The following is a 19,332-nucleotide window of genomic DNA, read 5'->3' on the forward strand; positions in this document are numbered from 1 at the left end:
TTTGACGTCCGGGCCTAGGCGACCGCTGCCACTGTCAGGCCTGGCTCGGCCACCAGCCCGTCGCCGTCCAGACCGTCTGCGGTCCGGTCCACCAGCACGGTGTCACCGTCGCTGATCTTTCCGGCCAGGATGCCGCGGGCCAGCTGGTCGCCGATCTCCCGCTGCACCAGGCGGCGCAGCGGCCGCGCACCGTACGCCGGATCATAGCCGGTCAGTCCCAGCCATTCCCGCGCCGCATCGGTCACGTCCAGCACCAGCCGGCGCTCATGCAGCCGGTTGGCCAGGGCCCGCACCTGAATGTCCACGATCCGGGTCAGATCCTCCAGGCTCAGCGGATCAAACAGGATCACGTCGTCGAGCCGGTTGAGGAACTCCGGCTTGAAGTTCGCGTTGACCATGGACATCACCGATTCGTGCTTCTGTTCCTCAGTGAGTCCCGGGTCCACCAGGAACTGGGAACCAAGGTTGGACGTCAGGATCAGGATGACGTTCCGGAAATCCACGGTCCGGCCCTGGCCGTCGGTCAGCCGGCCGTCGTCGAGCACCTGAAGCAGGATGTCGAAGACATCCGGGTGCGCCTTTTCCACTTCATCGAGCAGGATCACCGAATAGGGGCGGCGGCGTACCGCTTCGGTCAGCTGGCCGCCCTCTTCATATCCGACGTATCCGGGAGGAGCACCGACCAGGCGGGAGACCGCGTGCTTCTCGGAGTACTCGCTCATATCGATGCGGACCATGGCCCGCTCGTCGTCGAAGAGGAAGTCCGCCAGGGCCTTCGCCAGCTCGGTCTTGCCGACGCCGGTGGGCCCCAGGAACAGGAAGGAACCGGTGGGGCGGTCAGGATCGCTGACGCCGGCACGCGAGCGGCGGACCGCGTCGGACACCGCGGCTACGGCCTTGCTCTGACCGATCAGGCGCGATCCGATGGCTTCTTCCATGTCCAGCAGTTTCTGGGATTCGCCCTGCAGCATGCGGCCGGAGGGGATGCCGGTCCAGGCAGAGACCACTTCCGCAATGTCGTCCGCGGTGACTTCCTCGGAGACCATCAGTTCCTGGGTTTCTTCGCCGAAGTTGCTCTCCTCGGCCTGCTGGGCTGCCTCCAGTTCCTTCTGCAGGGCAGGGATTTCGCCGTACAGGATGCGGGAGGCCTCGGTGAGGTCGCCGTTGCGCTGGAATTTCTCCGCCTCGCTGCGCAGCTCGTCAATCTTGGCCTTGAGGTCGCCGACCCGGTTGAGTCCTGCTTTCTCGGCTTCCCAGCGGGCGTTGAGGGCGGCCAGCTGTTCCTTCTTATTGGCCATGTCCTCGCGCAGCGCGGCCAGCCGCTCGATCGAGGCCTCGTCCGATTCGTTGGCCAGTGCGAGTTCCTCCATGGTGAGCCGGTCCACGGCACGCCGGAGCTCGTCAATCTCTTCGGGGGCGGAATCGATCTCCATCCGCAGCCTGGACGCGGCCTCATCGACCAGGTCAATCGCCTTGTCCGGGAGCTGGCGTCCGGTGATGTAGCGGTTGGACAGCGTGGCGGCGGCCACGAGTGCCGAGTCGGCGATGGCGACCTTGTGATGCGCCTCGTAGCGCTCCTTCAGGCCGCGCAGGATGCCGATGGTGTCCGGGACGCTGGGTTCGCCCACGTACACCTGCTGGAAGCGCCGCTCCAGTGCGGCGTCCTTCTCGATGTTTTGGCGGTACTCGTCCAGGGTGGTGGCGCCGATCAGCCGGAGTTCCCCGCGTGCCAGCATGGGTTTGAGCATGTTGCCGGCGTCCATGGATCCTTCGGCTGCGCCGGCGCCCACGACGGTGTGCAGCTCGTCGATGAAGGTGACGATCTGCCCTTCGGCGCTGGAGATTTCCTCCAGGACTGCCTTGAATCGCTCTTCAAATTCGCCGCGGTATTTGGCTCCGGCCACCATGGACCCGAGGTCCAGGGACAGCAGGGTCTTGCCGTTGAGGCTTTCCGGCACATCCCCCGCAACAATGCGCTGGGCGAGTCCCTCGACAACGGCGGTCTTACCCACGCCGGGCTCGCCGATAAGCACGGGGTTGTTCTTAGTACGGCGGCTGAGTACCTGGATGACGCGGCGGATTTCCGCGTCCCGGCCGATGACCGGGTCCAGCTTGCCCGAGCGGGCCATTTCCGTCAGGTCCGTGCTGAATTTCTCCAGCGCCTGGAAGGTGTTCTCCGGATCAGCATTTGTCACTTTACGGTCTCCTCGTACTGATGGAAGCACTGCGCTGAGGGCGTCATGCCCGGCGTTGTTGTCCCGCAGCGCTTTTCCTGCCGGCCCGTTGTCGAGGGACAACCCGAGCAGGAGGTGCTCCGTGGACACAAAGGCATCCCCCAGCTTCTCCGCTTCCTGCTGCGCCGCGTTGATGACCTGCAGCAGCGGACGGGAAAACTGCGGCTGCGCCACCGAGGAACCCGAGGAAGAGGGCAGCTGGTGGATGGCAGTGCTGGCGGCTGCACTGACGGTATCCACGTTGATGCCGGCTGCCTTGAGGAGTGCGACGGCGACACCCTGCCGCTGGTCCATCAACGCCTTCAGCAGGTGTGCCGGTTCGATCTGCGGATTCCCCGCGGTGTTGGCGTTCATGGCCGCAGCCGAAAGCGCTTCCTGGCTCTTGTTCGTGAATTTAGTGTCCACGGGAACTCCTCAAAGACCTCAGCGAAGAATGCTTCAGTAAACAAAGTTGAGTCTAGTCAGCTCAACTTTTGAAGTAAAGTTGTCTCCGCGGGATCGGGTGTCCTAGGGAGTGTGCTCCTGATCGAAGTCGTCAGCGGTTCTGCGCCACCGTTCGTTGCGCGCTTCGAAGAGCTGCGCCAGCTCCCCGCCGGACTCGATTTCGAACCGGATGCCGGGCGGCTCTTCGGGGATGCTGCCCGCCAGGTATTCCTCCAGGACATCGAGGAAGTACTCCCACCCGGCGCCGCCGGTCCACAGGCCGGCGCCCGGGGCGGCCGATACGGCAAACCCTTTCCGGACCGAGGCGTAGCGCAGCTCGAAGCGGGTGTATCCGTCCTCCCCGGTCAGGTGGAACTCCACTTCGGCCGTTGTGTATCCTTCCCGGGCCCAGGACACGGTTAGGAGCCGGGGACCGTCGCAGCGCAGAATCGCCCCGTGGGATCCATCCGGGAGGCTGTAGTTCCCGCCGCGCCGCAGATCCCCTTCCGGCAGCGCCACCCATTGGCCAAGGCGCTCCGGGTCCGCGACGGCAGACCAAACGTCTCCGATAGGAAAGGGAATATCCCGGGCCATCACAATCATCAGCGCGTGGCCCGCCTGGATTTGCCGGCGGCCGTAGGACCGCACCGTTTTCTCAAGAATCATGTCCAGATCGGACATTTGCCCACTCCTGCCGTAGAACAACCGGCAACCGATCCGGTCCTCCAGCGGCCAAGGCGACCGTTCCGGCCGTCGGCAGGATGCCGGGGGAAGCGAGTTGTAGTCAAGCGCCATTTCCTGGCCGTTTCCCAAACCGTAGCAGGGAAACCAGGCCGTGCACAGGGTCGGCAAGCGGGGCCGCGCAACGGCCTGCGCACCGCAGGGAGGTGCATTCCACGTGTCCGAAGCCGTCAAGGCGGTAGCCTGTGCGGATGGGGAAAAACCGTACGTCCGTTTCCGTCCTTGCCGTTGCCGCCCTGGCCCTGACCCTGGTGTCCTGCTCGGCGGATAAACCTTCTCCGGATGATGCTGCCGCCGCCCTCGCGAAGGGCCTGAGCCAGCTGGACGTTTCGGCATCGGCCTTCACCGCGGGCTCACCCGATCAGGTGAACACCGAGTTGGCGGAGCTGCTCGCAGACATGGGGCCGCTCCGTCCTTCCGTCACAGTGGCCGGCATCGATGAGGACTCCGAGGACGAGGACGCCGCCACTGCCCGCCTGGCCTACGACTGGGATGTGAACAGTGATTCCCAGCCGGACTGGTCCTACGAGAGCACTGCCCAGATGCGCCGCGGCGAGGACGATCAGTGGCTCGTCGAGTGGGCTCCGTCCGTTCTGGTCAGCTCCCTGGTCGACGGCGACCGGCTGGTCCGCACAACAACCTCCGGCGTACGCGCGGATATCCTGGACCGCAACGGAATGCCGTTGATGAGTTCGAAGCCGGTGCTGCGCATCGGCATCAACAAGCCGGACCTCGCCGAGGAGCAGCTGGCCTCTTCGGCAGCGGCAATGGCCAGCCTGACCGGGCTGGATCCCGCCGAATACACTGCCCGGGTCCAGGCAGCCGGACCCGAAGCCTTTGTCGAGGCGATTGTCCAGCGCGAGGAGGCGGAGGGCCCGGCAACCGTCACCGCAGTCGAAGCCATCCCCGGAGGACTGGCCCTCCCCGCCCAGCGAATCCTGGCTCCCACCCGCGGGTTCGCCCGCGCCCTCCTCGGCACCGTGGGCGAGGCCACGGCCGAGCTCATCGAGGAATCCGAAGGCCGGCTGTCCCCCGGCGACCAGACCGGACTCGCCGGACTCCAGAAACAGTACGATCCACAGTTGCAGGGCGCACCCGGAGTCACCGTCACCGTCGAAAACGATGCCGGAACCAACGGCATTGTGCTGACGAGCATCGACCCGCAGAGCGGCACATCCCTGCAGACAACACTGGACCCGAAACTGCAGCTACTGGCGGAGGGCGTCCTGGAACAGGAGCCCTCCGCCTCCGCCATCGTGGCCATCCAACCCTCCACCGGCGAGATCCTGACCGTGGCCAACGGCCCGGGCAGCGAGGGCCAGCAGACCGCGCTCCTCGGCCAGTACCCGCCCGGCTCCACCTTCAAGACAGCCACCGCCCTGGCCATGTTCCGCAGCGGCAGCGCACCGGGCAATACGGTCGAGTGCCCTTCGGAACTCAACGTTGACGGCCGGAAGTTCACCAACGTGCCGGGTTACCCGGCCGCGGCCACCGGCAGCATCCCGCTGCGCACCGCCTTCGCGAACTCTTGCAATACGGCCTTCCTGAATGCCCGGGACACCGTCTCGCAGCAAAGCCTGTCGGAAGCCGCCGCTGACCTGGGCATCGGAGTCGAGGCTGCCATCGGCACGGATGCCTTCCTGGGCTCCGTCCCGGCCGAGGCCGAAGGCACCGCTCACGCGGCCTCGCTGATCGGACAGGGCGAGGTTCTGGTGTCTCCGCTGGCCATGGCTGTTGCCGGCGCCTCGATCAGCAAGGGCGAACGCATCTCACCCACACTGGTCCGGGAGGCCGCTGAAGCTCCGGAAGCCGCGCCGACGACGACGCCCGGCCCGGATTCGAAGACGCCCTCCCCCGGCAACCTCACCAAGGAGGAAGCGGCCGCCCTGCAGGAGATGATGCGCGCCGTCGTCGCCGAGGGCGGAGTGCAGATGCTGCTCGATGTGCCGGGGGAACCCGTGCTGGCGAAGACCGGGACCGCTGAATTCGGCAGCCAGACTCCGCCGGAAACCCACGCGTGGGTTCTGGCGATCCAGGGTGACCTGGCAGTTGCCGTGTTCGTGGAGCAGGGCGAGCGGGGTTCCACCTCGGGTGGTCCGCTGATGAAGGCCTTCCTCGAGGGTGCCCAGGGCTAGCCGGTGCAGGCCCGGGTCAGGAGGGCCACTGCTGCTGCGGAGCCACCCGCCCCTGGTAACCGGGCTGCCGGTAGGCATTGCCGGCGTACGGGGTGACCTGCCAGGTGTCCGTCGGGACAATGACCTTGCCCAGCGGCATCAGCGATATGGGCAGCATCTTCAGATTGGCAATGCCCAGCGGGATTCCGACGATGCTCACAAACATGGGAATGGCCGTGAGGATATGGCCGACCGCGATCCAGATGCCGGCCAGCAGCAGCCAGATGATGTTTCCCAGCAGGCTGAGGGGTCCGGTGAAGCCGCCCCGGTCCACCACCGTCCGCCCGAACGGCCAGAGCGCATAGTTGGCGATGCGGAAGGACGCGATGCCGAACGGGATCGTGACGATCAGCAGGCAGCAGAGAACCCCTGCCAGCGCGTACCCAAGGGCTAGCCAGATGCCGCCGAACAGAAGCCAGATGACGTTCAGGATCGCTTTCATGGCTCCATTGTTCTCCACCGGGCACTGATAAGCCACGGCTTCGATGCCTGCATACCCGCCCGGCTGCTCCTGCCCTAGACTGGCGCCATGCCGATCAGCGATGAGACCACAGCAGACCACCTGACCTCCAGCCAGTGCTGGGCATACGTCCGGCAGGCCCGGTTCGCCCGGCTGGCCGTGGTGGTCGACGGGCACCCCGAGATATTTCCGGTCAATTTTGCCGTGGATCACGGCACGGTGGTGTTCCGGACCGCGGCGGGTACCAAGCTGGCCGGCGCCCTCTCCGGCAACCCGGTTGCCTTCGAAATCGACGGTTACGACGACAGCCTTTCATCCGCCTGGAGCGTGGTGCTGAAGGGCGGCGCCACCCTGCTGGAGGACTACGCGGAGATCATGGACTCGGAGGATCTCCCGTTGTTCCCCTGGCAGACCGGCGCCAAGAACGCGTTTGTCCGCATCGAACCTGAGGTGACGGCCGGCCGCCGGTTCCTCATCTCCAACGCAGCACGGCGGAATGTGCTGCGCGGCATGGGTCTTTACACCGAATAGGCCACCACCGACAGCACAAAAAAGAGGCACCGCATCAACAGTGGATGCGGTGCCTCTTTTCGCTGAGCTAAGGCTTAGCGGGAACGGCGTTCGTTCGATGCCGGCGCGGTGGCGCGGCGGGGGCCGGCTGCACGTGCCGGGCGGCCGGAGGCTGCACCGCCTGAACGCTGGCCTGCACCGGCGCCCTCGGCACGCTGGCCGGTGGCCGGGCGGCGGTTGCGTCCGGATGCGGTGGCAGCCGAGGCGCTGTTGCGGCGGCCGTCGGCGGACCGTGCCGGACGCTGCGTACGCACGTCGTCGACGGCGCGGTCATTGCGTTCGTTGCGTTCGCTGCGTTCCATGCGGTCGGGACGTTCCGCTGACACGCGGCCGCGTCCGCCTGTACCGCCGCGTCCGCCGGCGCGGGGTGCACCGGTCGAGCGGGCTGCACGCTTGCGCTGGGCATTGGCGCCGGTGGAGCGGCCGCCGCCCTGCTGCGGGGACTTGGCTGCAAGCTGCGCGGCGCGGACGTGCGGTTCCACAACGGCCGCGCGTTCGCCGACAAGCTTGGCGATGGACGGCGAATTGTGGCTGACCTTCTCGATGGAAACGTCGACGCCGGCAGCCTTCATCAGCTTCGACACCTCGCTCTTCTGCTCCGGGAGGGTCAGCGTCACCACGGTTCCGCTGGATCCGGCGCGGGCCGTACGGCCTGAACGGTGCAGGTAGGCCTTGTGCTCCGTGGGCGGATCAATGTGGACCACGAGTTCAACGTCATCCACGTGGACGCCGCGGGCGGCGACGTCGGTGGCTACCAGGACGCGGACGTCGCCGGAAGCGAACTCCGCCAGGTTGCGGTCACGGGCATTCTGGGACAGGTTGCCGTGCAGGTCCACCGTGGGGATGCCGTTGTCCGTGAGGAACTGGGCCATCTTGCGGGCGTGGTGCTTGGTGCGCATAAACATGATGCGGCGGCCCTGGCCACCGGCCAGTTCCTTGACCAGCAGCTTCTTGGCCGTCTGGTCCTGAACCAGCAGCACATGGTGCTCCATGGTGGACACCGCTGCCTGCGGCTCATCCACGGAGTGCGTCAGCGGGTTCGACAGGTAACGGCGGACCAGCTTGTCCACGCCGTTGTCCAGGGTGGCGGAGAACAGCATCCGCTGACCCTTTTCCGGAGTGCGGTCCAGCAGGCGCTGGACAACCGGCAGGAAGCCGAGGTCTGCCATGTGGTCGGCCTCGTCCAGCACGGTGATCTCGACGGACTCGAGGCTGATGACCTTCTGCTTCATCAGGTCTTCGAGGCGGCCGGGGCAGGCGATGACGATGTCGACGCCGGCCTTGAGTGCCTTTTCCTGACGCTGCTGGGACACGCCGCCGTAGATCACGGTGGTGTTCAGGCCAAGCTCCTTGGCCAGGGGCTCAATGACGTTGTTGATCTGTGTGGCCAGCTCGCGGGTCGGCGCCAGGACCAGGCCCAGCGGGCGGTTCGGGCGGCGGCGGTAAGCGGCTTCATTCTCGGCCAGACGGGCAACGAGGGGAAGGGAGAACGCCAGCGTCTTGCCGGAACCGGTGCGGCCGCGGCCCAGGACGTCGCGGCCCTTAAGGGTGTCCGGGAGGGTTTCCACCTGGATGGGGAAGGCCTCGTCAATTCCGGCAGCGGCGAGGGAGGAAACAAGTGCCTTGGGCACACCAAGGGCAGCAAAAGTGGTCATTAAAGACAGGCAACTTTCGGTAAGAGGCCCCCGACGCCGTTTGGGCCGAGGGTTCGCCGAAGAAAAGTCAGACAGTGTCTACCGCACTGAAGCGGGACAAAAGAAAGCGTTCATCGACGCAGGCTGGACTGCTTACACACACTGTTCCACCCGCGGTTATTAGCCGGGACGGACAATGGCAGGACCAACATCTGCCTCCAGTTTACCGTAATGCGGAAACTTTCCTAATCGGGGGCGGGGGCTGCGGTGAAATCCGGACCCGCGGCAGCCGATAGCATTAACAATAATGACTACTGAACCAGCCCTGCCCGATGCCGCCGAGAGCCGGTCCGCCGACGTCGGCACAGACACCGGCTCAGAGCCGAATTTCCGCTCACCGGTGTCCTTCGTCCGCCGCGGTTCACGTCTGCAGGGGCGCCGCCAGCAGGCATGGGACGAGCTTTCGGACCGCTTCGTGATCGACGTGCCCCGTGATGAGGCCGACACCTCGGTATCCCCCGACTACGTGTTCGACGCCGCCGCCGAGTTCGGCCGCACCGCTCCCCTCGTCGTCGAAATCGGCTCGGGCCTCGGCGAAGCCGTCGCGCACGCCGCGGAGCAGAACCCGGACAAGGACTTCCTGGCCGTGGAGGTCTATCTCCCCGGCCTGGCGCAGACCCTGCAGCGGATCGGCCAGAAGGGCCTGACGAATATCCGCGTGGTGCAGGCCAACGCGCCGGAGGTGCTGAGCACCATGCTCCCCGCCGGTTCCGTGGACGAGGTCTGGGTGTTCTTCCCCGACCCCTGGCACAAGACCCGCCACCACAAACGCCGCCTGGTCAAGGATTCCTTCGCCGAACTGGTGGCCCGGGTGCTGGTGCCCGGCGGCATCTGGCGCCTGGCCACCGACTGGTCCGACTACGCCGTGCAGATGCGCGAAGTCCTGGACGCGTCCGCACGGTTCCGGAACCTGCACGACGGCGAGCGTGCCGGTGAGGACAGCCCGCTCACCCGCGTGCACCGGGAGGGCCTCGAAAACAAGGCCCCGGACGACGACGTCGATGCCCGCGGGGGCTGGGCGCCCAGGTTTGAAGGCCGGACACTGACCAGCTTCGAAAACAAGGCCCACGAGGCCGGCCGGCTGATTTTCGACCTTGCTTACCGGAGGAACTGAACAAAATGACTGAACCGAACGACGCCCGTGTCGGCCTCTACATCGACTTCGACAACATCGTCATCTCGCGCTACCAGCAGCTGCACGGCCGCAATGCGTTCCAGCGCGACGGCATCCGCGATTTCGACAAGACGAACCGGGAGGCCGACCCGGAGGTTGCCGCCAAGCTCACGGCAGCCACGGTGGACTTCAACGCCATCATCGATTTTGCCGCGTCCTTCGGCACCCTGGTGGTCAACCGCGCCTACGCGGACTGGTCCGTGCCCGTCAATGCGAGCTACCAGCGCCAGCTGATGTCCCGTGCGGTGGACCTGACCCAGCTGTTCACCACCACCACGCGCGGCACCAAGAACGGCGCTGACATCCGGCTCGCCGTGGACGTAGTCGAAGACCTCTTCCGGCTGCCGGACCTGACCCACGTCATCATCGTGGCCGGCGACAGCGACTACATTGCCCTCGCACAGAAGTCCAAGCGCCTCGGCCGCTTTGTGGTCGGCATCGGCGTTGCCGGCTCGACCAGCACCTCCCTCGCCGCCGCCTGCGACGAATTCGAGGACTACGACTCCCTGCCCGGCATCGTGGCTGCCGCTGCTGCCCCGGCTGCGGCCGATTCGTCGGCCGAGAAGCGCCCGGCACCGACGGATTCGCAGCCGGATCCGGCCCCCGCGCGCAGGCTCACCACCGTTCCCATGTTCTCGCACACCGGCCAGGCTGCGTTCGACGAGCCCGAACCGGCCGAGGACGTCGACCCGGGGGTCGTCGCGACCGAACTCCTCGTACGGGCACTGCAGATCGGCCATGCCAAGGGCGACGCCGACGAGTGGCTCAACACGGGCACGGTGAAGAACCAGATGCGCCGGATGGATCCGGCTTTCAACGAGAAGCCGCTGGGCTTCCGGTCCTTCACCGATTTCCTCTCCTCCCACGGCGATCTCGTGGAGCTTGACGACGACGGTCCGCAGCGGCTCATCCGCCTCCGCCCGGAAGCCGACGCCCGGCGTTGAGCGCGGAATCCCCCGAGTCCCTGCCGCAGGATCCCGCAGCCGTCGAAGAGCTGTGGGACCAGCGTTACGCCGGCAGCGGTGAGCTATGGAGCGGCCACCCCAATGCCGTCCTGGTCAGCGAGACCCGCGGGTTACAGCCCGGACGCGCCTTGGACGTCGGCTGCGGTGAAGGCGCCGATGCCCTGTGGCTGACCCAACAGGGCTGGGACGTCACTGCACTGGACGTCTCCGGAGTCGCCCTCGCCCGGGCCGCCCGCCAGGCCAAACTGCGTTCGGTGCAGGTGAACTGGGTCCATGCCGGCTTGGTCGAGGCTGCTCTTTCGCCGGCGTCCTTTGCCTTGGTTTCGGCGCAGTACCCCGTTCTCCTGCGGACCGACGGGAACGAAGCGGAACGTGCGCTGCTCCGAGCCGTCGCGCCCGGCGGGATTCTCCTATGGGTACACCACCCGCCGCCCACGGCGGAGGAAGCAGAGGCCCGTGGAATTGATCTCCGGGACTACGTGGGCCTTGCCGATGTGGCCGCACTGCTCGATGACGATTGGCGGATAGAGGTGGACGAGACCCGTCCGCGGCACGTTTCCGCCGGCGCCGGGGCGCACCACAAGGAGGACGTGGTGCTGCGCGCGCGACGCCTGCAGTAGGCTCGGTCGTTATGCTTTCCCGCTGCGGCGCAGGGTGACCGGGTCGCCGATCCGTAGCATCCCTGTCCGCAGGACATGAGCCTGCAGACCGAATTCCGTGGAGTGGTGCGTGCCGAGAAGCGTCAGGGCCTTGGTCCCGGCCGGGATACCGGCCTGCGCCTGGTCGATCATCACGCAACGCGGCATCCCCTCCCCCAGGCGCAGAAGAACCCCGCCTCCGAGGACCAGTTCGGCACCGACCCAGTCATCCTCGCAGAACGCCGGCTGGGAACCGGTGTCGATGACGATGTTGGCGCGGAAGCGGCGGTCATCCACCGCTCCACCGACCATGCCCTCGAGGGCAGCCAGTGAGGATGTTGTCACCAGGTGCAGTGGCGTCTCGTCGTGGTGTCCGACAGCGCTTTCGGGCCGCAGTGTCAGTTCCCGGCCGAAAGCTGCGCTCAGCGCCCGGGAGGCGGCCGGATCATCCGCGCGGTAGCTGAGACCGTCGGGGCTCAGCAGCAGCGGTGCAGCGTCGGTGTCCATCCCGTTGTCCTCAACAACCGAGGACCACTGCATGAGGCCGGGCACAGGGCGGAAGCGGCGGGTCCGCTTGCCGCTGGCGATGCCGCCGTCGTCGGTGTAGACGGCCCACCGGCGGTCATGCAGCAGCCCCCTGTCGGTCACAGCGGAGGTGCGCAGCGCCTGACCGGCGGTCGTCTTGACCGGATAGCGGTACAGCGCTCGAACATTACCTACCGGCGTTTCCTGCATTCCGGCATTGTGCCACAGGGGGAACTGCTATGCCCGGAACCCCTGTGGGCGGGTGCCCTAAAGGGACTGGATGTAGCCGTCGTCGGCGTAGTCCCGTTCTGCGGACTTGCCGGCGGGAAGCGCGCGCAGACGGCTCCGGCGTTCCATCAGTGAGACCAGGCCCAGCTGCTGCACTGCGGTGGCGGCCGCGGGCGGGCGCTGCCCGCGACTGAGGGTGACGACGTCGCCGGCCAGTCCTGCGGCGAAGACCCGGCTGCGGTCAGAGGAGCGCCGCTGCGCTTCGTCGAGTTGCGTGGAAAGCTCCGCTACCCGCTGGCGCAGGCCGGTGACCTGGTTCTGCAGCTCCATGATCCGCTTGATGCCCTCGAGGGAAACGCCCTCCTGGGAGAGCTTCTGGACCTCGCGCAGCAGTTCTATGTCGCGCTGGGAGTAACGGCGGGAGCGCCCCGGTGCCCGGCTGGGTCGGACAATCCCGAGCCGGTCGTACTGCCGGAGGGTCTGCGGATGCATTTCCGCGAGCTCAGCGGCAACGGAGATCACGAAAATAGGCGCATTAACGTCTATGCCCATTGTTCCTCCTTTACTGCTGTTGAAATGGTAACCCTGTCATAACCCTCCGGCCGGTGGAACCGGTCGGCTAGAGCCGTGCCTTGGCTGCCAACGCGATCCGGGGATCCTCGCCCTTGGTGGCGTCGGCAAACGCTTCCACGGCTTCCCGGGCATCCTTGCTCAGGTGCGAAGGTACGGCGACGTCGATGGTCACCAGCAGGTCTCCGTTGCCCTTGGAGGTGTGCACGCCCCGACCCTTGACCCGCAGGGTGCGGCCGGACGGCGTTCCCGCGGGGACCTTGAGCCGGACGGTGTCCGAGGTCAGCGTAGGCACCTCGATAGTGGCGCCCAGGGCGGCCTCCGGGAACGAGACCGGGACATGGATCCGGATGTTGTTACCCTCACGGGCGAAGAAGTCGTGCGGCGTGACGTGGACGGTGACCATCAGGTCGCCCGCACCCGCGGCACCGGGCTGGCCCTTGCCGCGCACCCGGATCTTCTGCCCGTCCTTGACCCCGGCAGGCACACGGACCTCAACCACTTCGCCGTTGGGTTCGCGCAGGCCGATCACGGTTCCGTTAATGGAACCGGCAAAGGAAATGGTGGTGCTGGCGGTACGGTCCGCACCCTTGGTGGGCGGCGGGGCGCCGAAGCCGCCGCCGCCGAATCCCCCGCCGCCGCCGAAGAGGTCGGCGAATTCGGGCGGGATGTTGCTGCCGCCGGCGTTGAAGGTAGTCCGCCGGCTGCCCCCGCGGGCGGTCTGGCCGAACAGGTCCCCGAAGATATCCTCGAAGCCCGCTCCTCCGGCCCCGCCGCCGCCAGGCGCGCCGCCGGCTGTGAACCGTGCACCGCTTCCCATGGCGCGGATGGCGTCATACTGCTGGCGTTCCTCCGCATCGGAGAGGACCGAGTAGGCCTCGGAGAGGTCCTTGAACATCCGCTCGGAGTTGGCGTCGCCCTGGTTCTGGTCGGGATGGTACTTCCGCGCCAGTTTGCGGTACGCCTTCTTGATGTCCGCGTCGGACGCGTCCTTGGGAACACCCAGAATCTTGTAAAAGTCCTTATCGACCCAATCCTGACTAGCCATTGGTGTCCCTTCCTCATGTGCCGATCCCGCTGCATTGCCGTGGAACACGGCTGCCGGGCCTTGCTTGCCCCTGCTGCGGGACCTGCCGATGGAAAAATGTCCGGGGCCGCTGTGCGGCCCCGGACACGGTATAGCTACTGTTCCGGAACCGAAACAATCACCTGCGCCGCACGCAGGACCCGCTCACCGGACTTGTAGCCGGCCCGCAGGATCTGCGTGACTGTATCGAACGTGACATCCGCACTCTGCTGCTGGATGAGTGCCTCGTGGATGTTCGGATCGAACTCCACACCGGTCTCATCGATGCGGCTGAGCCCGTACGTCTTCAGCGAGTTCTCCAGCTTGGCAGCGATCGCAGCGAAGGGTCCCTCCGCCAGGTCGCCGTGCTGGCGTGCCGCGTCGATGTCGTCCAGAACAGGCATCAGTGAGTTCAGTACACCGATGACTGCCATGTCCCGTGCGACGTCGCGGTCGCGTTCCACCCGCTTGCGGTAGTTCACGTACTCGGCCTGCAGGCGCAGCAGGTCGTTGCGCAGTTCAGCTGCCTCCGGTGAACCGGACGCGGCAGGCTGGGCCGGCACGTCGGCGTTGTTCAGGATCTGCTCCGCCTGGGAGAGTGCATCTCCGTCGGCCCCGGCGGCCGGGGCGGAAGCCGAAGCTTCCTCCCCTGCCGCGGCACCGTTGGCGGAATCCGCGGTCTCGCCCGAGCCGGGCGTGTCCTGGCCGTTTACGGGCTCTTCACCTTCGGGAGTGTTCCCGTGCTCGTTTTCCGCCGCCACGATTACTTCTTTTCTTCGTCGTCGACAACTTCGGCGTCAACGATGTCTTCGTCACCGGCGGCGCTGCCTGCAGCAGCACCGTCAGCCGGAGCACCGTCAGCAGCACCGGGGGCGCCTTCGGCGCCGGCGGCGGAGGCGGAGGCGGAGGCGTAGATGGCTTCGCCCAGCTTGGTCTGGGAAGCCTGCAGCTTCTCAAACGCAGTCTTGACCTCGTCGTCGTTGTCCGTGCCCTCGAGCGCCTTCTTCAGCGCGTCGACGTCGGACTTGACCTCGGTCTTGACGTTGTCCGGCAGCTTGTCGTCATTGTCGGTGAGGAGCTTGTCCACCGAGTAGGCGAGCTGCTCGGCCGAGTTGCGGATGTCTGCTGCCTCGCGGCGCTTCTTGTCCTCGGCGGCGTGCTCTTCGGCTTCACGGACCATGCGGTCGATGTCTTCCTTGTTCAGGGAAGAACCGCCGGTGATGGTCATGGACTGCTCGGCGCCCGTGCCCTTGTCCTTAGCGGACACGTGCACAATGCCGTTGGCGTCGATGTCGAACGTGACCTCGATCTGCGGAACGCCGCGCGGAGCCGGTGCAATACCGGTCAGCTCGAACGTGCCCAGCGGCTTGTTGTCGCGGGTGAACTCGCGTTCGCCCTGGAAGACCTGGATGGCCACGGACGGCTGGTTGTCATCCGCGGTGGTGAAGGTCTCGCTGCGCTTGGTCGGGATGGCCGTGTTGCGCTCGATCAGCTTGGTCATCACACCGCCCTTGGTTTCAATGCCGAGGGACAGCGGGGTTACGTCGATGAGCAGGACGTCCTTGCGCTCACCCTTCAGCACACCGGCCTGCAGGGCGGCGCCAACGGCTACAACCTCGTCCGGGTTCACGCCCTTGTTCGGCTCCTGGCCGCCGGCCAGTTCCTTGACGAGTTCGGAGACGGCAGGCATACGGGTGGAACCGCCCACGAGGATGATGTGGTCGATGTCGGAAACCTTGATGCCGGCTTCGCTGATGACGTCCTGGAACGGCTTCTTGGTGCGGTCCAGCAGGTCCTTGGTCAGGTCCTGGAATTTGGCGCGCGACAGGTGCTCGTCCAGGTGGACCGGACCTTCGGGCGTGACCGAGAGGTACTGCAGGGAGATGTTGGTGGAGGTGGCCGAGGAGAGTTCCTTCTTGGCCTGCTCCGCTGCTTCCTTCAGGCGCTGCAGGGCGATCTTGTCCTTGGACAGATCCGCACCCTTGGCCTTGGCCTGGCTCAGCAGGTAATCAACAATCCGCTGGTCCCAGTCGTCGCCGCCGAGGCGGTTGTCACCGGCCGTGGAGCGGACCTGGATGGTGGAGAATTCGTCTTCGTCCTTGCCGACTTCCAGCAGGGAGACGTCGAAGGTGCCGCCGCCGAGGTCGAAGACGAGGATGAGCTCGTCTTCCTTGCCCTTGTCCAGGCCGTAGGCCAGGGCAGCTGCGGTGGGTTCGTTGACGATGCGCAGTACGTTCAGGCCGGCAATCTCGCCGGCTTCCTTCGTGGCCTGGCGCTCGGCATCGTTGAAGTAGGCGGGAACGGTGACCACGGCGTCCGTGACCTTCTCACCGAGGTAGGCCTCGGCGTCGTTCTTCAGCTTCATCAGGATGCGGGCGGAGATTTCCTGGGCGGTGTACTTCTTGCCGTCCACGTCTACGTTCCAGTCGGTGCCCATGTGGCGCTTGACGGAAGCGATGGTGCGGTCAATGTTGTTGACTGCCTGGCGCTTGGCGATCTCGCCGACCAGGACTTCGCCGGACTTGGCGAAGGCTACGACGGACGGAGTGGTGCGGCCGCCTTCGGCGTTGGCGATAACCGTGGGCTCGCCGCCTTCCAGAACCGAAACAACCGAGTTGGTAGTACCGAGGTCAATACCTACTGCACGTGACATATTTGCTTCCTCTTTCCTTGGAAAACCCGCATCCCGTGGCTTCGCCGCCTTGCCTGACCCGTAGGCCGGCTCCGCGGACTGCCATGGAGAGCGATTGAGCGTTCTACACTCAACTTTACTCAGCAGTATTTCTTTGTCAACAAACTTGAGCCACCAACGCTCAACTTTGGCCCGGCCGCTGAGGAACACGGCCGCCGCCGTTTCCCGCTCTCCGGCCCGGCGGGCGGTAGGGTCCTGCCATGGCTTCCGAAACCTATTCCCACGGCCATCACCGCAGCGTGGTGGATGCCCATGCCGCCCGCACCGCGCAGGACTGCGCTGCGTATCTACTGCCGGAGCTGACGTCCGGGATGAGCGTGCTCGACGTCGGCTGCGGACCGGGCAGCATCACCGCCGACTTTGCGGCGCTCGTGGCTCCGGGGCCGGTGGTGGGCCTGGATTCCTCGGAAGACGTCCTTGTCTCCGCCCGGTCCCGGGCGGCCGGACGGGGTCTGGCCAATGCCTCCTTTACCGCCGGCAATGTGTACGACCTCGACTTCCCGGACGAAACCTTCGACATTGTCCACGCCCATCAGGTGCTCCAGCACCTGATGGATCCGGTGGCCGCGCTGCGGGAAATGCGCCGGGTTGCCAGGCCGGGCGGGCTGGTGGCGGTGCGCGACGCCGATTTCTCCGGCATGATCTGGCATCCGCCCACGCCGGAGCTGGCTCAATGGATGGCGGTCTACCAGGAGATAGCCCGCGGGAATTCCGCCGAGCCCGATGCCGGCAGGCACCTGCTCGGATGGGCACTCGAGGCCGGCTTCACCGACATCGCCCCATCCTCGTCCAACTGGCTCTACGCAGCGCCGGAAGAGCGGCGCCGGCACGCGGACTCCTGGTCCGAACGCGTACTGCACTCCGCCTTCGCCGAACAGGCGCAGGAGCGCGGGCTGGCGGACCGGCAGCTGCTGGAACGGCTTGCCGCGGGCTGGAAGGAGTGGGCCGCAGCCCCGGACGGCTGGTTCCTGATTCCCTGCGGGGAGCTGCTTCTTCGGGCCTGACCCTTTCTGGCTAGGGTTAAGGAATGTTCCGATTCCTGACCGCGTGTACGGGCGGCATCCCCGATGCCCGCTAAACCCGGCACGCCCCTGCTCATTGCGGTGGACGGCTTCTCCGGCGCCGGCAAAACGACCCTGGCCACCGGGATTGCCGCTGCTCTGGCCCACGGCGGCTCCGTGCGGCTGTTCCATCTGGAGGACGTCTATCCCGGCTGGGACGGACTGGAATCGGGAATGACCTACTACCGCGAGGAGATCCTGCGGCCGCTCGCCGAAGGACGCTCCGCCCGGTGGCAGGCCTGGGACTGGAACGCCGGCCGCTGCGGCCGCTGGCACACCACGGAACCTGCCGACGTCGTGGTCTTCGAAGGCGTGGGTGCCGCGCACCGCGAGGCCCGCACCCTGCTGGACACCACGGTCTGGGTGGAAGGTGAGGAAAACGTCCGCCGCCGCTGCGCGCTGGACCGTGACGGGGGAACCTACGCACCGCACTGGGAACGCTGGGCCGCGCAGGAACGCCGCTGGGCTGCCGACGACGACGCCGCCTCCGCCGCGCATCTCACCGTCCGCCTGGTGGGACCGGGGACAGACGCCGCGGCCGCACTGAAGACCGTCCTGGCCCGGCTGCAGCCCGAACGGCCGCCGACGGATGTGCGGGCTGAGTAAGGGAACCTACTGCAGGGTCGCGGTCAGCCGGGCCACGTTGTCGATGTACCGCTGCCACACCGGCCGGCCCACCCAGTTCTCCAGGATGAGTTCCCTGGACAGCGCCCGGTAGGTGTCTTCGATGCGGCGCATCTGCTCGACAATGGTGCCGTCAAACATCATGACCGACACTTCCAGGTTCAGCGAGAAGGAACGCATGTCCATGTTGCTGGACCCGAGGACGGCCACCTCGTTGTCGATGGTGAAGTGCTTCGCGTGCAGCACCAGCGGCTTGGGGTACTGGTAAATCCGGACCCCTGCCCGCAGCAGCGCCTCGTAGTATGAGCGCTGCGCGTGGTCCACCAGGAACTGGTCGCCCTTCTCGGACACAAACAGCTCCACTTCCACCCCGCGCTGCGCCGCCGTCGTGACGGCATACAGGAGGGTGTCATCCGGAACGAAGTACGGGCTGGTGATGGAGATACGGTCACTGGCCGAGTAGATCAGGGAGGCGAAGAGGCGCAGGTTGTTTTCGGTGCTGAATCCGGGACCGCTGGGCACCACCTGACAGGTAACGTTGCCCGGATCGAAGGACCAGTCGTACAGGTTCAGTTCGCGTTCCAGGTTTTCGTCCGTCTCGGCGTTCCAGTCGGTGGCGAAAACAACGTTGAGTTCATCCACCACCGCTCCTTCCATCCGGGCCATCAGCTCCACCCATTTCCGGCCCGACCGGCGGTTCCGGCGTTTGTTGTAGCCCGGCTCCACCAGGTTCTGCGAACCGGTAAAGCCGACTGCCCCGTCCACCACCAGGATCTTGCGGTGGTTGCGCAGGTCCGGCCGGCGCCAGCGCCCGCGGAAGGGATTGACCGGCAGCATCCGGCGCCACTGGATATCGCTGCCGCGCAGTTCGGCCAGCAGCTTCCGGTAGCCGGGGATGCGGATCGTGCCGATGTGGTCAAACAGGAGCCGGACAGTGACGCCGCGTGCGGCTGCGTCACTCAGGGCACGGAAGAAGTCCCGGGTGACGGCGTCGTAGCCCATGATGTAGAACTCCACATGGACGTACCGTTTGGCGCTCTTCACCGCCTCGGTCATCTCTGAAATGGACTCGGTGTAGTCCCGCTGCAGATCAACCTTGTTGCCGTCCATGGTGGGAAACGAGCCCAGCCGGCGGTTAAGCTGCGCGGCATTCAAGACCCACTCGGGGCCGTCGTAGTTGGTGCCCTCGGCTTCCAGCTCGTTGGTGTTCTCGCGGACCAGGCGGCTGATTTCGGCCTGCCGCTTCACCCGGTGCTCGGAAAGCCGGCTGTTACCGAAGAACGAAAAGAGGATGATGCCCGGGATCGGCAGGAAGAAAATGCACAACAGCCAGGCCATGGCCGTCGTGGGACGGCGGTTGCCGGGGACCACGCCCAGGGCGATGATCCGGATCGCGTAATCCACCGTGGTCAGCACCACGGCCGTCCACCCGGAAAGATCAAAACCGGTCAGAGACCACCACACACCCTTGCTCCTCCCGATGCCGCCTTCAA

At 66.2% G+C, this 19,332-nt stretch carries 16 protein-coding genes and 1 pseudogene; 7 read left to right on the top strand and 10 right to left on the bottom strand.

The features are described from left to right. Positions 1-14: 14 nt before the first annotated feature. Positions 15-2,639, bottom strand: a complete 2,625-nt coding sequence (gene clpB / locus NNX37_RS03195; RefSeq protein ID WP_255790818.1) for an ATP-dependent chaperone ClpB — start codon at positions 2,637-2,639, stop codon at positions 15-17. A 102-nt stretch (positions 2,640-2,741) separates the two neighbouring features. Next, on the bottom strand, positions 2,742-3,338 hold the full coding sequence (locus NNX37_RS03200; protein ID WP_255790819.1) for an SRPBCC domain-containing protein: 597 nt from the start codon (positions 3,336-3,338) through the stop codon (positions 2,742-2,744). 251 nt (positions 3,339-3,589) lie between these two features. On the opposite strand from NNX37_RS03200, the gene NNX37_RS03205 reads away from it, so the two are divergent. Next, positions 3,590-5,533 carry a penicillin-binding transpeptidase domain-containing protein gene (locus NNX37_RS03205; RefSeq protein ID WP_255790820.1) on the top strand — a complete coding sequence of 648 codons (1,944 nt, stop codon included), beginning with the start codon at positions 3,590-3,592 and terminating at the stop codon, positions 5,531-5,533. A gap of 16 nt (positions 5,534-5,549) precedes the next feature. On the opposite strand, the gene NNX37_RS03210 is transcribed toward NNX37_RS03205, so the two are convergent. Further along, positions 5,550-6,014, bottom strand: coding sequence for a YccF domain-containing protein (locus NNX37_RS03210; protein WP_255790821.1), 465 nt, complete (start codon positions 6,012-6,014; stop codon positions 5,550-5,552). An 87-nt stretch (positions 6,015-6,101) separates the two neighbouring features. On the opposite strand from NNX37_RS03210, the gene NNX37_RS03215 reads away from it, so the two are divergent. Continuing rightward, complete coding sequence (locus tag NNX37_RS03215) at positions 6,102-6,563, top strand: pyridoxamine 5'-phosphate oxidase family protein (protein ID WP_255790822.1); 462 nt, start codon at positions 6,102-6,104, stop codon at positions 6,561-6,563. Positions 6,564-6,637: 74 nt separating this feature from the next. Here the strand turns inward: NNX37_RS03215 and NNX37_RS03220 are convergent, their stop codons facing one another. Then, entirely contained in the window at positions 6,638-8,257 is a 1,620-nt protein-coding gene (locus NNX37_RS03220) for a DEAD/DEAH box helicase (RefSeq protein WP_255790823.1), read from the bottom strand. Between the two features lie 286 nt (positions 8,258-8,543). Between NNX37_RS03220 and trmB the strand changes: the two genes are divergently transcribed. From trmB to NNX37_RS03235, 3 genes are read left to right on the top strand one after another with little or no spacing between them, the layout of a single operon-like run. Next, positions 8,544-9,410 (top strand): tRNA (guanosine(46)-N7)-methyltransferase TrmB, encoded by an 867-nt coding sequence (trmB, locus tag NNX37_RS03225; protein ID WP_255790824.1) that lies wholly within the window; start codon positions 8,544-8,546, stop codon positions 9,408-9,410. A gap of 5 nt (positions 9,411-9,415) precedes the next feature. After that, entirely contained in the window at positions 9,416-10,414 is a 999-nt protein-coding gene (locus NNX37_RS03230) for an NYN domain-containing protein (protein WP_255790825.1), read from the top strand. Then, positions 10,411-11,055, top strand: coding sequence for a class I SAM-dependent methyltransferase (locus NNX37_RS03235; protein WP_255790826.1), 645 nt, complete (start codon positions 10,411-10,413; stop codon positions 11,053-11,055). Before NNX37_RS03230 ends, NNX37_RS03235 begins: the two co-directional genes overlap by 4 nt. 9 nt (positions 11,056-11,064) lie before the next feature. Here NNX37_RS03235 and NNX37_RS03240 read toward each other — a convergent pair whose 3' ends face one another. The 5 genes and pseudogenes from NNX37_RS03240 to dnaK all read right to left on the bottom strand — a co-directional run bounded on the left by NNX37_RS03240 (position 11,065) and on the right by dnaK (position 16,115). Beyond that, positions 11,065-11,808 carry an MOSC domain-containing protein gene (locus tag NNX37_RS03240; protein ID WP_255790827.1) on the bottom strand — a complete coding sequence of 248 codons (744 nt, stop codon included), beginning with the start codon at positions 11,806-11,808 and terminating at the stop codon, positions 11,065-11,067. 171 nt (positions 11,809-11,979) lie between these two features. After that, positions 11,980-12,378: pseudogene (locus tag NNX37_RS03245) on the bottom strand (heat shock protein transcriptional repressor HspR); the annotation flags it as partial. Between the two features lie 67 nt (positions 12,379-12,445). Beyond that, complete coding sequence (locus NNX37_RS03250) at positions 12,446-13,444, bottom strand: DnaJ C-terminal domain-containing protein (protein WP_255790828.1); 999 nt, start codon at positions 13,442-13,444, stop codon at positions 12,446-12,448. 134 nt (positions 13,445-13,578) lie between these two features. Continuing rightward, complete coding sequence (locus NNX37_RS03255; RefSeq protein ID WP_255790829.1) at positions 13,579-14,223, bottom strand: nucleotide exchange factor GrpE; 645 nt, start codon at positions 14,221-14,223, stop codon at positions 13,579-13,581. Positions 14,224-14,225: 2 nt separating this feature from the next. After that, a complete protein-coding gene (gene dnaK, locus NNX37_RS03260) occupies positions 14,226-16,115 on the bottom strand; it encodes a molecular chaperone DnaK (protein ID WP_255790830.1) in 1,890 nt (629 codons plus the stop codon). A 239-nt stretch (positions 16,116-16,354) separates the two neighbouring features. Between dnaK and NNX37_RS03265 the strand changes: the two genes are divergently transcribed. Continuing rightward, entirely contained in the window at positions 16,355-17,158 is an 804-nt protein-coding gene (locus NNX37_RS03265) for a methyltransferase domain-containing protein (protein ID WP_255790831.1), read from the top strand. 63 nt (positions 17,159-17,221) lie between these two features. Then, positions 17,222-17,821: a nucleoside/nucleotide kinase family protein gene (locus NNX37_RS03270; RefSeq protein WP_255790832.1), complete on the top strand. Its 600-nt coding sequence runs from the start codon at positions 17,222-17,224 to the stop codon at positions 17,819-17,821. A gap of 6 nt (positions 17,822-17,827) precedes the next feature. On the opposite strand, the gene cls is transcribed toward NNX37_RS03270, so the two are convergent. Next, a complete protein-coding gene (gene cls, locus NNX37_RS03275) occupies positions 17,828-19,303 on the bottom strand; it encodes a cardiolipin synthase (RefSeq protein WP_407079911.1) in 1,476 nt (491 codons plus the stop codon). Positions 19,304-19,332 lie beyond the last annotated feature (29 nt).

The sequence above is a fragment of the Arthrobacter zhaoxinii genome, from assembly GCF_024385505.1.
GTDB classification, from domain to species: Bacteria; Actinomycetota; Actinomycetes; order Actinomycetales; family Micrococcaceae; genus Arthrobacter_B; species Arthrobacter_B zhaoxinii.